At 65.9% G+C, this 13,442-nt stretch carries 15 protein-coding genes; 5 read left to right on the top strand and 10 right to left on the bottom strand.

Going from position 1 to position 13,442, the window contains the following annotated elements; translation table 11 throughout:
- Window positions 1–65 precede the first annotated feature (65 nt).
- The 8 genes from F4827_RS29085 to F4827_RS29050 form a co-directional block, all read right to left on the bottom strand.
- The gene (locus F4827_RS29085) at window positions 66–1,010 is read right to left on the bottom strand and encodes a TauD/TfdA family dioxygenase (protein WP_183730621.1); all 945 of its coding nucleotides are present in this window, start codon (window positions 1,008–1,010) and stop codon (window positions 66–68) included.
- Between the two features lie 184 nt (window positions 1,011–1,194).
- Window positions 1,195–2,025 (bottom strand): ABC transporter ATP-binding protein, encoded by an 831-nt coding sequence (locus tag F4827_RS29080; RefSeq protein WP_183730618.1) that lies wholly within the window; start codon window positions 2,023–2,025, stop codon window positions 1,195–1,197.
- Window positions 2,026–2,184: 159 nt separating this feature from the next.
- A complete protein-coding gene (locus tag F4827_RS29075; protein ID WP_183730615.1) occupies window positions 2,185–3,126 on the bottom strand; it encodes a homocysteine S-methyltransferase family protein in 942 nt (313 codons plus the stop codon).
- A 49-nt stretch (window positions 3,127–3,175) separates the two neighbouring features.
- On the bottom strand, window positions 3,176–3,943 hold the full coding sequence (locus F4827_RS29070; protein WP_183730612.1) for an ABC transporter permease: 768 nt from the start codon (window positions 3,941–3,943) through the stop codon (window positions 3,176–3,178).
- Window positions 3,944–3,953: 10 nt separating this feature from the next.
- Window positions 3,954–4,688: an ABC transporter permease gene (locus F4827_RS29065; RefSeq protein WP_183730609.1), complete on the bottom strand. Its 735-nt coding sequence runs from the start codon at window positions 4,686–4,688 to the stop codon at window positions 3,954–3,956.
- A 4-nt stretch (window positions 4,689–4,692) separates the two neighbouring features.
- Window positions 4,693–5,514 carry a transporter substrate-binding domain-containing protein gene (locus F4827_RS29060; protein ID WP_183730606.1) on the bottom strand — a complete coding sequence of 274 codons (822 nt, stop codon included), beginning with the start codon at window positions 5,512–5,514 and terminating at the stop codon, window positions 4,693–4,695.
- Window positions 5,515–5,774: 260 nt separating this feature from the next.
- Window positions 5,775–6,446, bottom strand: coding sequence for a glutamine cyclotransferase (locus tag F4827_RS29055; protein ID WP_183730603.1), 672 nt, complete (start codon window positions 6,444–6,446; stop codon window positions 5,775–5,777).
- Window positions 6,443–7,702, bottom strand: coding sequence for a helix-turn-helix domain-containing protein (locus F4827_RS29050; protein WP_183730600.1), 1,260 nt, complete (start codon window positions 7,700–7,702; stop codon window positions 6,443–6,445). Before F4827_RS29050 ends, F4827_RS29055 begins: the two co-directional genes overlap by 4 nt.
- 170 nt (window positions 7,703–7,872) lie before the next feature.
- Between F4827_RS29050 and F4827_RS29045 the strand changes: the two genes are divergently transcribed.
- Both F4827_RS29045 and F4827_RS29040 read left to right on the top strand, forming a co-directional pair.
- Window positions 7,873–8,637 (top strand): thioredoxin family protein, encoded by a 765-nt coding sequence (locus F4827_RS29045; protein WP_183730596.1) that lies wholly within the window; start codon window positions 7,873–7,875, stop codon window positions 8,635–8,637.
- An 8-nt stretch (window positions 8,638–8,645) separates the two neighbouring features.
- Window positions 8,646–9,431 (top strand): DUF2182 domain-containing protein, encoded by a 786-nt coding sequence (locus F4827_RS29040; protein WP_183730593.1) that lies wholly within the window; start codon window positions 8,646–8,648, stop codon window positions 9,429–9,431.
- A 244-nt stretch (window positions 9,432–9,675) separates the two neighbouring features.
- Here the strand turns inward: F4827_RS29040 and F4827_RS29035 are convergent, their stop codons facing one another.
- Window positions 9,676–9,903, bottom strand: a complete 228-nt coding sequence (locus tag F4827_RS29035; RefSeq protein ID WP_311674709.1) for a hypothetical protein — start codon at window positions 9,901–9,903, stop codon at window positions 9,676–9,678.
- 348 nt (window positions 9,904–10,251) lie between these two features.
- Here F4827_RS29035 and F4827_RS29030 point away from each other — a divergent pair, with 348 nt between their 5' ends.
- Complete coding sequence (locus tag F4827_RS29030; RefSeq protein ID WP_183730590.1) at window positions 10,252–10,980, top strand: YceH family protein; 729 nt, start codon at window positions 10,252–10,254, stop codon at window positions 10,978–10,980.
- Between the two features lie 298 nt (window positions 10,981–11,278).
- Here F4827_RS29030 and F4827_RS29025 read toward each other — a convergent pair whose 3' ends face one another.
- Entirely contained in the window at window positions 11,279–11,656 is a 378-nt protein-coding gene (locus F4827_RS29025) for a DUF4148 domain-containing protein (protein ID WP_183730587.1), read from the bottom strand.
- Window positions 11,657–12,068: 412 nt separating this feature from the next.
- Here F4827_RS29025 and F4827_RS29020 point away from each other — a divergent pair, with 412 nt between their 5' ends.
- Both F4827_RS29020 and F4827_RS29015 read left to right on the top strand, forming a co-directional pair.
- Window positions 12,069–12,674, top strand: a complete 606-nt coding sequence (locus F4827_RS29020) for a sigma-70 family RNA polymerase sigma factor (RefSeq protein WP_183730584.1) — start codon at window positions 12,069–12,071, stop codon at window positions 12,672–12,674.
- Entirely contained in the window at window positions 12,671–13,420 is a 750-nt protein-coding gene (locus F4827_RS29015) for an anti-sigma factor domain-containing protein (RefSeq protein WP_183730581.1), read from the top strand. Before F4827_RS29020 ends, F4827_RS29015 begins: the two co-directional genes overlap by 4 nt.
- The last annotated feature ends 22 nt before the right edge of the window (window positions 13,421–13,442 follow it).

Genomic DNA, 13,442 nt, shown 5'->3' with positions numbered 1-13,442 from the left:
TTCCATCCCCGCGCCGGACGCTGCCGTTCAACACGCGCGGCAGCGCGGCGCATTGCCTGGCCTGCTCAAGCCGCGGCGGCGAGCTTCGGATTCTTTTCCACCGTGCGCGTGACGCTCTTGCGCCCGTCCACGCTCACCGGCACATCGCCCGCCAGCGTCACGCGGCGCACGACGCGGCGCGCATCGCCGTAATCGTTCACGGCGTAGTGCTGGGTCGCGCGGTTGTCCCAGATGGCGACATCGCCGCTCTGCCAGCGCCAGCGCACGATGTTCTCCAGACGCGTGATATAGCCCTGGAAGACTTCGAACAGATGGTTCGACGCCGAGCCCGGCAGATCGACGAAGCGTTTGAAGAAGTGGCCCAATACCAGCGTCTTCTCGCCGGTCTGCGGATGCACGCGCACCAGCGGATGCTCCGTTTCATAGCGCGTGGAGACGAACACTTCGCGATAACGTTCGTAAGCGGCCCTGGCCTGCTCCGGGAGCGCGTCGCGCGCGTAGCTCGCCGCGGCGGCATAGTCGTAATCGTTGCTGTGCACGGCCCAGAGCTGTTCGGCCAGGGTCTTGAGCGTTGCCGGCAGGTCGTCGTAAGCGGTGGCCGTGTTGGCCCAGACGGTGTCGCCGCCCACTTCCGGATTCGTCACGCCGCGCAGGATCGAAGCCTTGGGATAGGCATCGACGAAGGTCACGTCCGTGTGCCACGAATTGGCGCGGCCGCCATGCAGCGAATCGAGTTCCAGCAGATATTCGGTGCCTTCGCGCACCGGCACGGTCGGGTGCGCCACCGGATCGCCCAGCAGCTTCGCGAACGCTTCCTGCTCCTGATCCGTCAGATGGGTCTGATCGCGAAAGAAAATCACCTTATGGCGCAGCAAGGCCGCATTGATGGCTTCCAGCGCCGTTGGTTGCAGATCGCCGGACAGACGCACGCCGCGAATCTCCGCGCCGATGCGGCCCGTGATCGGATGGATCGACAGTTCACCGCTTTCCACTACGTTGAGTTTCGACATTTGCTTTCTCGAATAAAAAAGGAATCCTTATGAAAAGGAACGGAAAGACGAACATCGAAATTCGCTTTCCCCGTCATTCAGGCCGTCACCCTTGCTCTGATGTGCTCGATCACGACCGTTGCAACCATGCTACCGGGATGCCGCGCGAATATCTGTCTATGCCTTGACAGTCCAAAGCACACAATCAGCTATGCGAATGCACGGAAAGAGTGGAATGAGTGGAATGCGCACCATGACCCAGCAGCGCGTGCAGACGTTCACGCTCGCGCTGGAACGCGGTATCGGCGCGATTGCGCGGATAGTCCAGATCGATCTCGACGCTGGCGCGAAGCGGCCCCGGACGCGGCGCCATCACCACCACGCGATCGGCCAGATAGACCGCTTCTTCGACATCGTGGGTGACCAGCAGCATGGTCAGATCGGCGGCGGCGCGAATGCGCAGCAATTGATCGTGCATCTGCGAGCGGGTAAGCGCATCGAGCGCGCTGAACGGCTCGTCGAGCAGCAAGAACGCAGGCCGCGCGACGATGGCGCGCGCGAGCGCCACGCGCTGCGCCATCCCGCCCGAGAGTTGATGCGGCAGCGCGCGCTCGAAGCCCGCGAGACCCACCAGCGCGATATGCTCGCGCACGCGCTGCCGCACCTCGGCGCGTTCGAGACCGAAGCGCGCGAGACCTAATGCGATGTTTTGCTCGACGGTGAGCCAGGGGAACAGACGCGGGTCCTGAAACACGATGCCCGCCTCGTCGTTGCCGATCTTCGGCGCAACGCCATCGACGAGAATCTGCCCATCATAGGCGCTGTCGAGCCCGCACAGCAAGCGCAGCAAGGTGGATTTGCCGCAGCCGCTCTCGCCGAGAATGGCGATGAACGCTTCGCGGCGAATGTCGAGATCGAGATCGGCAAGAATCGCGCGCGTATCACCGGCGACCTGAAAACGCTTGCTCACGCCACGCAGGCGCACGAAGGAATCGAGTGCGCCGCCGCGATGCGGCGCCAATGCGGGAGAGTTCATGGGGAGCCTGATTGTGGGGGCCATGGGCGTCGGCACGCTGCACGCGCGGCGACGGCTCAAGGCATCCATTATCAAAAGGCCCGGCCGGGCTGTCTGTCAAAGAGTGGTCAGATTACCCGGCGATCCAGCGATATCGATATTCCTGGAATGGTTGAATGCTTAGGTGGACGTCGCGCCGTCCCTCACCACGCTAGCCAGCCGCTCGATATGTTCAGGGCCGATCCCGCAGCATCCGCCGATCAGCGTCGCGCCTGCCTGCGCCCATGAGCGCGCGAATTCGGCATAGCCGTCCGGCTCCAGATCGGCGCGCAAGGTGCTCAAGCCATCGTTGGCCGCCATCGATTCGCGCTCGGGTTCGAACGCGTTCGCGTACACGCCCAGCTCCAGCGATGCGCCCTTGCGCTCGCGCACGTCGCGCGCTTCCTGCAAGGCGGCGCGCATGATTTCCGCCTGGCTGCAATTGAACAGGAAGGCCTGCGCGCCCAGTTCAAGCGCCACTTCGACGGCCGCTTCCACCGTCTCGCCCGAACGCAGATGCGCGCGCTCGCGCCCTTCGGCAATCGCCTGCACATTGCCGCTATCGTCGAGCGTGAAGGACAGCCACAGCGGGCGCTCATCTTCGCCGCGACCCCGTAGCACCTCGCGCACCGCGCGCGCCTCGGCGGTCGAACTCAACGTTTCGCCCAGCCACAGATCGACGTGCGCCTGCAGCCCGCGCACGAGCGCGTCGAGCAAGGGCGCAGCTTGCTGCGCATCGAACAGATCGGGTCGATACGAGCCGAACACGGGCGGCAATGAACCCGCGACCTGCACGGCGCGCGCCCCACCCGCGGCCGTTGCGGCCTCGCGCGCCAGGCGGCCCGCACGGTCGGCCAGGGTCACGCCCTGCTGCGCGAAGCGCTCTTCGCCGATATGAAACGGTACGACCGCATAGGAGTTGGTCGTCACCACATCGGCACCGGCGCGCACGAAGGCGTCGTGCGCCGCGCGCACGTAGTCGGGCGCTTCGATCAACGCAAGCGCCGACCATTCCGGCTGCTTGAAGGGCGCGCCCATGCGCAGGAGTTCGCGGCCCATGCCGCCGTCGAGAATTCGGATCATCGTGAACAGGAAGTAGTTGTCTGGATATCGATAAACGTGATGTCAGCCCTCAGCGCAATACGCCGAAGGCGTCCACGCGTGCACCGCGTCGCGCGCGCCGGGCGTTGCCGCCCGCGACGTCGCGCACGAGGTAGCGATTGAGACGCTTTTCCAGCAGCGACGCAGGCCACGTCAGCGCCACGACGAGCACCACATACACCATCGCCGCGCCCGCCAGCGGTTCGTAGACGCGCAAGGTCTCGAAACGCAGCGTATTCGCCGTGCCGAGCACGTCGAACACCGTGATGGTGGAAGCCAGCACGGTCGATTTCATCAGCAGGATGGTTTCGCCGATCAACGCAGGCAGCGCGAGGCGCAACGCACGCGGCCCGACGATGCTGCGCAGCACACGCCAGCGCGACATGCCGAACGCGTAGCCCGCTTCCACCTCTCCCGCCGGCACGCCGGCAATCGCGCCGCGCAGGATCGTCGCTACGTAGGCGCTTTCGTTGATGGCGAGCGCCACCACCGCATACCACCACGCATCGCGCAGAAAGGGCGAGGCCCAGCTATCGCGCATCCATTCGCGCGGCAAGATCTGGCCGAAGCCGTAGTAGAGCAGATAGATCTGCACCAGCAGCGGCGTGCCGCGAATCAGGGTGATCCACGTGCGCGCGGGCCAGCGCCACACCATCTTGCGCGCACCGGCCGCCAGGGCGAGCGGCACGCCCATCGCGAGGCTCGCCGCGCCGGAAACAAAGGTGAGCGAGAGCGTGGTGGGCACCGCTTCGATGAGCTTCGGCATCACAGTGCCGGTGAGGAACGCGAGCGAGAACATCGGAGCGAGATCAGAGCGAAGCGAGTCGCACGCCGCGATTCACGCGCTTTTCGAGGCCGCCGAACACGGCCATCGAGCCGATGCTCAGCAGCAGAAACAGCGCTGCGGTGACGAGGTGAAAAAACAGGTAATGACGCGTCGCGCCCGCCGCGAGCTGGCTGGTCTTGAGCAGATCGGAAAACGAACCGAGCACGCTGATATACGAAGCATCCTTGGTCGCGTTGAGCCAGACGTTACTCACGCCCGGCAAGGCCAGGCGCAGCGCGAGCGGCAAACGCACACGCCGGAACACCTGCGCGCGCGACATGCCGAAAGCGCTCGCCGCCTCCAACTGGCCCGCGGGCACCGCGATGAGCGCGCCGCGAAAGATATCGGTGAGATAGGCGCCCTGGATGAAGCCCAGCGAACAGATCGCCACGGCGAGCGGATCGAACGCGAAACCGGGCGTGACGAGCCCGCTGGCATGCAAGGCGCTTTCAAGCGCCGGCGCCAGTGCATAGAAAGCGATCAGCAGGCAAAGCAGTTCCGGCAACGCGCGCACGATGGTCGTATAGCCCTGGCCGGCCAGGCGCAACGCGGCATGCCGCGAGAGTTTCGCGCCGCTGCCCGCCAGACCCGCGAGCGCGCCCACGCCAAACGAGCCGGCCGCCACCGCGACCGTCTGCGCGAAGGCCGCCGCGAACTCGCGGCCATAGCCACCGTCGCCGAACGACAGCAGCGCGAAGACGGATGTATCGATCAGCACGGGCTCAGTTGCTCTTTTCGATGGTCCCTTGCAGCTTCGGATAGCGCGCGGTGATCGCGTCCCACGTGCCGTCCTTCTGCACCTGGGCGATGGCGTCGGACAGACGCGCGCGCAGCGCATCGCCGCGACGCACGCCGCCACCCACGCCCAGGCCCAGCACCGGATCGTCCTTGCACACGCCCTTGATCTCGTAGTCCTTGCCGTCCGGCGAATTCAGGAAAGCCGTGAAGAGGCCCTTGCCTTCCTGCACGTAATCGACGCGGCCCGCCACGAGATCGGCCAGCGCGTTATCGAATTTGTCGAAGGACTTGATCTGCGCATCGTGCTTGAAGCGCGCGTCGAGGAACGCGGAGAAGTTGGTGCCCGCCTCCACGCCGATCACGCGACCCTTGAAGGTCGCGGGCACGGCGCAGTCCACCTTGCGCCGGTCGCTTTTCGCGCCGACGAAAACCGTGGGCGACTCGTAGTACGGACGGGTGAAGTCGATCACTTTCTGGCGCTCGCCCGTGATCGTCATCGACGACCAGATCACGTCGATCTTGCCGTTTTGCAGCGAGGGCACGAGGCCGTCCCATGCCACGTCCGTCAACTGGCAATGCACATTCATTTTCGTGCAGACCGCGTTGAGCAGATCGATTTCCCAGCCTTTCCAGCTACCCGATGCATCCTTCGAAAAGAACGGCGGATACGATTCGGCATCCACGCCAATGCGCAGCGTCGGCTGCGCGGCGGTGGCCGCAGTAGCGGCATTCGCGGCGTTCGCGGCAAACGAAGCGGCGGTGAGAGACAGCAAGGCTGCGACGAGACGGGTAATGCGAACGCGCATATCGGAATCCGGAGGTGAAATGTTGTGAGCGGGAATCGGAGCGAAGTCCGCAACCATGCCTGGATCGGCGAGGAAGGGACTTTAGCGGCCCGCGCGCCAACCGCCAAATAATCATTGGTGGTTTGCATATGTTCGGGCTCCGTAGCGTTCAAAAGGTATCGGGCCACGCCGCCCGGGCATGACGATGGTGGAACCTGCGGGCTGCAGGGCAAAACGCCATCGGGATCCGATAACGCTTTACACCAGCGGTTTTAGCGCGCTTATGTCGCTGCCTCGTCGGGCGCATTCTCCGCCGCATCGCGCCGTGGCCTGCGCACCGCGCGGATCTTGCCGCTATTGCCGCCGCCACAGAAAAAGCGCTGGCCCCCGTCCGACTCAAGCCCGGAAACGGCGGTGCCCTCAGGCATCTCCAGGCGCTCCAGCACCTTGCCCGTCTGCGGATCGATGCGGCGCAAATCGCTTTCATCGCCTTCCCAGGTGCCGTGCCATAGCTCGCCATCCACCCAGGTCACGCCGGTCACGAAGCGGCTCGACTCGATCGTGCGCAGGATCGCGCCGGTCTGCGGATCGATCTGATGGATTTTGCGCGCGCGATACTCGCCCACCCAGAGCGTGCCCTCGGCCCACGCGAGGCCCGAATCGCCGCCGTTGCCAGGCGCCGGGATCGTGGCGAGCACGCGGCCGCTCTCGGGGTCGATCTTGTGAATCTGCGCCTCGGCGATCTGGAACAGATGCTGACCGTCGAAGGCAGTGCCCGCATGCGCGGGCAAGTCGATCGCGCGCCCGGTCTGGCCGCTTTGTGGATCGAGCGAGGCGAGCTTGTCGCCCGCCGCGAACCACACGCGGCTGCCATCCCACGTGACGCCGCCCACCTGCCCGACGCCTTCGAAGGGCCCATATTCGCGCAGGATGCTGGCTGTGGAATGCTTCATCGATTGCTCCTTGCCGGTCGGTTCATGCGCTCATCCTGCTCGCCTGGCAGCGGCGCGGGGAGTAACAAGGCCGTCGCGAATCCGGGCAGCGGCGGCATGGTCCAGCGGCGCGCGCGGCCCACGCCCACCGGCTGCACCTTGTGCGCTGCCGCCAGCGCGTCGAGCGCGCGCTGCACGGTGCGCTGGCTCGTGCTCAACGCCAGCGCGAGCGCCGAGCTGGACCACGCTTCGCCGTCGACAAGCAGCGCCAGCACGGCGGCGTGCGGCTCCTCGACGGGGCGCGCCAGCACCACGACCTCGCTCGCCCGGCGCGGCGCGAGCGCGAATCCGTGCGGCGTGGCGTGAATGCCAGCCAGATCGCCGAGCAAGGCCCGCAGACGGCCGATCTCGACGCGCAAGCGCGCCCGGTGCGTCTCGTCCGCGTGCTTCATGCGAAAGGCGCGCGCGATCAGCAGATCGCGCGGCGCATCGGCGGGCCAGGCTTCGGCGAGCGCGCGCATCAGCACGAACAAGACAGGCCTGCGGGCGAGCGGCACCACGCGGCGGGCTTCGCGCACCGCGTAGCGGCAGGCGTCGATCACCAGCGCGTCCGAGGCCAGCAAGGCTGCGACTTCATCGAGCCGCAAGGCGCGCGTTTCGCCTCGCGCGATCAGGCGCGCGGCGGGCGCATCGAGCGCTTGCGCCGCTTGCGCGACTTCGGCGGCCAATGGCGCGATGTTAGCCACGCGCGCAGCGCGGGCCGCCTCGGCCAGCGCCTTGCGGGCCGCCTGCGGACGGATCTGGCGCATCGCCACGCCCGCCGCGATCAGTTCGTGCGATGCCCTGAGCGCAGGTGGCAGCGGCTCGGGATTCATCTCGGCGAGCAACTGCGCCGCCTCGTTCAAGTGGCCGATCAGCAGCAGACGGCGGATCGCCAGATGGCGCGCGTGCGCGGCGTTGAGTGCGTCGCCATGTGCGTCGAGCGTTTGCCGCGCCGCGTCGAGCGCCGCCGCCGGCCAGCCCAGATCGCGCACAGCCAGAGCGATCTCGGCCTGAGCGACGATGCAGCGCGCGCGGGCCACCGCCTCGCGCGCGCCGAAACCGCGTGCGGCACTGCGTAAAAGCGCTTTCGCGCGTTCGAGATCGCCCAGTTGCGCCATGGCGATGCCGCGCAGCGCGAGCGCAGGCGCGTCGTCACGCAGCGCGACGCGGTTCAGCGCGCCCAGTGGATCCCCGGCGGCCAGCGCGCGCGCCGCGGCGGTAATCAACGAGTCCATGCGTGGCCTGGTTCAGACGCACATGCCGCTTTGAATCCCGACACGCTTGTCACTCCCTCGTTCGGCAGTCCGGACCTAATCTAACACGGCAGTCACAGCACGGTTCCCCCCGCCGTTCACTGCCCGAGCCGCCAGTTTTCGAGCCCCGGCAGCCCCCACAGGAGCAAACGATGACCACACATGCAACAGGCACCCGCGAGCAATGGCTCGCCGCACGGCTCGAACTGCTGGCCGCCGAAAAAGACCTCACGCGGCGCAGCGACGCGCTGGCCCGGCAACGCCAGGCACTGCCCTGGGTGCGCGTCGACCAGGACTACGCCTTCGATACCGAACAGGGCCGCGCCTCGCTCGCCGATCTTTTCGAAGGACGCTCGCAACTGCTCGTCTATCACTTCATGTTCGGCCCCGACTACGCGGCGGGCTGCCCGTCCTGTTCGGCGCTCGCCGATGGCTTCGACGGCAACGTCGCGCATCTCGCCCATCACGACGTCACGCTGATGGCGATCTCGCGCGCACCGCTTGCGAAGCTGCTGGCCTACCGCGAGCGCATGGGCTGGCAATTTCCGTGGGCCTCGTCGCAGGGCAACGATTTCAATTTCGACTTCAACGTCTCGTTCACTGCCGGGCAGCAGCGCGAAGGCAGCGTCGAATACAACTACGCGCGCGGCCGCCACGCGATGGACGCCGATCCGCCGCCCGCGCCCCTCGCCGAATTCGCGGCAAGTTGCGGCACGGATGCCGCGACCTACGCGCGCGACCGGCCGGGCCTGAGCGCCTTCGTGCGCGAGGACGGCGCAATCTGGCACACGTATTCGACCTACGCACGCGGGCTCGATGCGATCTGGGGCATGTATCAGTGGCTCGACCGCGCACCACTTGGCCGCAACGAGACCGGCATCTGGTGGAAGCGGCACGATGAATACTCCGCGCGCTGAGGCCGATCATGTTTCCCGTCGCACCCAGGCGCGCGGTCTTCGCCGTCGTCGCCGTCTTCGCTGCGCTGCTGTTCGCAGGCAGCGCGACTATGACGGCGCTGCGATTCATGTCGATGACCGCGATGAGCGGCACGCCCATGCCCGGCGGCTGGTCGTTGTCCGCCGCCTGGCTGCCGCTGTGCGGGGGAACATGGCTGAGAACCGCGATGTCGTTTGTATCGATGTGGGCCAGCATGATGCCCGCGATGATGCTGCCCGCGCTCGCGCCCGTGCTCTGGCGCGAGCGCCGCACGCTGGCGAATTGTTCTGGATGGCTAATTATTTTTAATGCGATCGGTTATTTCATGGTCTGGTTGCTTGCAGGCATCGCGATCTTTCCGCTCGGTGCAGCTATAGCGTCGCTCGACATGCGCGTGCCGTCGATTGCACATGCGGCACCGATTGCGGCAGGGTTAGTCGTGATGGCGGCGGGCGTTCTTCAATGCACGTCATGGAAGGCCGGACGCCTGCAATCCTGCCACTCGATCCTTCAGTGCCACGATGCGGCTTCTGCGGTGCGCATCGGCATACGCCTGGCCCTGCACTGCGCGAGTTGCTGCGGCAACTGGATGGCCGTGCTGCTCGCGACCGGCGTGATGGACCGGGAGGGCACGCTGATCGTGAGCGCGGCCATTGCGATTGAGCGCGTTGCGGCTTCGCGCGGAGCGCTCGTGCGCCTGGTCGGCGTAGCAAGCATGGCTGCCGGCGGCCTGCTGATCGTGCATGCGATCTTAAAGTTTGCGCGATCGCATTGACGACACGGCGATTCGTGATTGTCCCGGTTACGCGGTCCTGCCCGTGTCAATCGCACGAACGCAATGCCGCTCACTGCTTATGTGGGGTTTTCGACGCAACATGCAGTGCAGTCCAACGCCGACGCGCAGCCCTCGACCTTCTAGCCGAATCAGCGCGCTTTACGTGGAACGATTTTGAGCCGCCCGAGCAGGGCAAGATCTACTGGCAGGATGGCCGAAGGCGGCGGCGCCTTCGGCGACGTATTCAGAAGGCGAGCGACGCGGCCTGGCTGTCCGGCATGCTGTCGAGCACGCGATCGCCGTCGCGACGAGCTTCGTTCTCGCCGGCAAACGTCGTATCGCTATAGGCAATGACCTTGAAGCCACCGCCCGCAGCGCGCGGAATGGTAATGCCCCAGTGCCAGCCGCCTTCCTGTTCGAAGACATGCAGCTTTAGGGCCGAATGGAATATTGGCGATTGGGATGCGCTCACGACACGCCCTCCTTTTCGAAAAAATTCCGAAGCAGGTTCGGAACGTCTGACAACTTTGAGCAGTGTAGGCATTGGCGTGTTGCAGTGCAATAAGCGTTAATCTCTATCCAGATATTTTTTAACCCGGGAAAATCCCGGATTTTGAACACAAATAGGTAATTTCGGGTTCGGTTAGTCGCTTTCAGGGTTTGTGGGTAAAAGATACTAATAATTCGTGGGGAAAAGTTCTGTTGAAATGCGCTTCATCGGAGAATCGGCGGCCGTCTCCCCCGGGCGCCCCGGCCCCTGCGCAGCGGGGCGACGAGCGGGTATGATCGGAATCCCGTGAAAACTCCGCCTGACCCGCTTATGAATACCCCTGTCGATGCTCCCTCGCCCCGCGCGCTGCGCGCGCTCACGCCGCTGGAGGCCCGCATCGTCGGCGTGCTGATCGAGAAGCAGCACACGGTGCCGGATACCTATCCGCTGTCGCTCAATGCGCTTGCGTCGGGCTGCAACCAGAAGACCGCGCGCACGCCGGTCATGAACGTCAGTGAAGCCGAGGTGCTCAACGCCATCGAGGACCTCAAGCATCTGAGTCTCGTGTTCGAAGGCAGCAGTAGCCGCGTGCCCCGCTTCGAGCACAACCTCAATCGCGTGCTGGGTGTGCCGGGCCAGGCCGTCGCCCTGCTGACCGTGCTGCTGTTGCGCGGCGCGCAGACGGCGGCGGAATTGCGTTTGAATTCGGCGCGCCTGCATAGTTTCGCGGATGTGTCGTCGGTCGAGGCCTTCCTCGCCGAGCTGGCCGAGCGCGAGCCGCCGCTCGTCGTCAAGCTGCCGCGCGCGCCGGGCGAACGTGAAAGCCGCTGGATGCATCTGCTGTGCGGCGAAGTGAGCATGCCGGCAGCGGGCAACTTCGACAGCGACTATGCGGGCTCAAGTGCGTCGGGCGCGGCCGCGATTTCCAGCGCCGACTATGAATCGCTGCGCGTCGAACAACAGCGTCTGGCCGATGAAGTCGCGCGCCTGCAAACCCTCGTGCAGCGCATGGCCGCCGAACTGGGCATGCCAATCGAAAAACTCGAAGGCGAGGAATAAGGCAGCGTTGCTTCGTTAGACTAAGCAATTCGATTGACCATCGTTCAAGCGGTCGAACGGAACAACCCGTTCGACCGCTTTGTCTTTTACGGCTTATCGCTCACTGCCCGATCTGGCGGCTGACGTGAGACATTTCGCCTTCGCGCACTGCCTGATGGATGCGGCGATCCTGGTGCGAAAGACGAGGATTCACTTCGACGCGACGCGCATGCGTGGCATCCCGGTGCGTATTGAGCATGGGCTTGGCCGAGGGCTAGGGCTTGGCCGAGGCGGTGCCCGCGACGGCCGCTGCCCTGTATTACGAATGGGCGTAGATGGGTTCCAGGCCGACCACATCCTGAGGATCGCCGGTGCGGCCGCCATGCGATACGTGCGATTCACGCGATACATGCTGCATCGGCGCGACGGCTGCCGGTTCGCCTGCGGCCGATGCGTTGACGCTGCCGCCATAAGCGGCGTTCGCGTCCTGGCTTGCGGCGATGCGCGAGAGCGCGGCTTGCAGGTTGGCCGGATACTGATTGTGGTCGCTGGCCGCGTTGTAGCCGGCTTGCTGAAGCTGGACCAGTTCGGCGCGCACTTCGGCGCGGGTGATCGTAGCGTCCTGGGCGAACGAGAGAGCGGGCACGGCGGCAGAAACGGCAACAGCGGCGGCGGCGAGGGAGCGAACGAGGTTCATGACTTTCTCCAGTAACGGACACTTGGTCCTGAATGATCGGATTAGGTGCTGCACGCCGGGTTGCGCTGGACTTGTCCGGCTGCAACGTTGCGTTGGATGTATTTGACGCCCCGCAGGTATCTCGCTTGTTTCCACGACCCCGGCTTATTGCAAGCGCGTTTTTCAGATGGCCGCGCAGACACATGGCGGTACAAAACTCGCCGCCCGCGCTGCGTCCGGCCGCGCGATTCGCGCGTATATCGGTCTATCCAATGCCCTGTATGCCTCGGCTCGCGCCGAGGCTGCGCCGCCTCTCATGAAGCCTTTGCCCCTGCCGCTGTGCCAGCCGCCGCGTCACCTGACGCCGGCAATGCTATATTTCGTCGGAACCTTCCGTCCCTTTGACGCGGGCGTGCCACGCCCCTTCGAGCGTATGACCGACACGGCCGGCAATCCACAAAGCATCGACCCCACCGCACCCGACCCGGCGCGCGAGGCGGCACGTCGCGCGCATCTGAACCACTTGCTCACACGCGTGGGCCAGGGCGATCAGCGCGCTTTCGCCGAGCTTTATCGGCTCGCCTCCGCTCGCGTGTTCGCCACCATCGTGCGCATGGTCCACGACCGCGCCGAAGCCGAGGACCTGCTCCAGGAAGTCTTCACCACCGCCTGGCGACGCGCCGATCTGTTCGATCCGGGGCGCGGCGGCGCGATGACCTGGCTGATCACGCTGGCGCGCAACCGCACGATCGACCGCCTGCGCCAGCACCACGAAACGCCACTGGAGGAAGACAGCGAGCTCGAACTCGCCGACGATCACCCCACTCCCGCCGCGCTCGCCGAGGCAAGCGAAGACCGCCGCCGCCTCGAACTTTGTCTGGAACAGCTCGCGCCGCAGCAGCATCGTGCGGTGCGCGAGGCGTTCTTCGGCGGCGCGACCTATAGCGAACTGGCCACGCAACTGAGCGTGCCGCTCGGTACGCTGAAAAGCTGGATCCGGCGCAGCCTGATGCAACTCAAAATCTGTCTTGAGCGATGAACACGCCCGCCGACCACGACCCTGAACTGCGCTGCGCCGAATACGCGCTGGGCGTCCTTGACGCTCCCGAGCGCGCGGCGCTCGAACAGGCCGTGCGCACCGACGCCGATCTCGCCGCCACGCTCGCCCGCTGGGAGCGCCGCTTCGCGCCGCTGGCCGAAGACCTGGCGCCCATCGCCGCCCCCGCGCGCGTGTGGATTCGCATCGAGCGCGATCTGGGTTTCCTGCCCACGCGCCAGCCCGGCGCGGCGGCCACCGCGGCTGCGGCCGCGGGCTGGTGGAACGATCTGCGGCTGTGGCGCTTCGTCGGCATCGGCGCGAGCGTGGCCGCGCTGGCGCTGGCCGCCGTCAACCTCGTGTGGATGCGCGCGACGCCGGTCACGAACCAGGTGGCGAGCGCCAACCCCTACATGGTCGCGACGATTGCCCGCCCAGACGGCGTCGCGAACTGGACGGCGACCTTCGACCAGCGCCGCAAGGACATCGTGCTCGTGCCCGCCGTGAAGCCGACCATCGAGGCGGGCCGCGCCACCGAGCTCTGGCTGATCCAGCCCGGCGAGAAGCCGGTGTCGCTAGGCGTGTTCCCCGCCAATACGCCTGCCACCCTGACGCTAACCGCCAACGTCGCCGCGAGCGTGAACGCGCGTACAGTGCTCGCCGTCTCGATCGAACCGCCCGGCGGATCGCCGACCGGTCAGCCGACCGGGCCGGTAGTCGCGACCGGTCCGATGAAACTTGCGGTTTGACACTGCGTCAGGCGCTTCAATT

This window comes from Paraburkholderia bannensis (assembly GCF_014200455.1).
Classification (GTDB): Bacteria; Pseudomonadota; Gammaproteobacteria; order Burkholderiales; family Burkholderiaceae; genus Paraburkholderia; species Paraburkholderia bannensis_A.
This window is presented reverse-complemented; position numbering and strand designations above follow the sequence as displayed.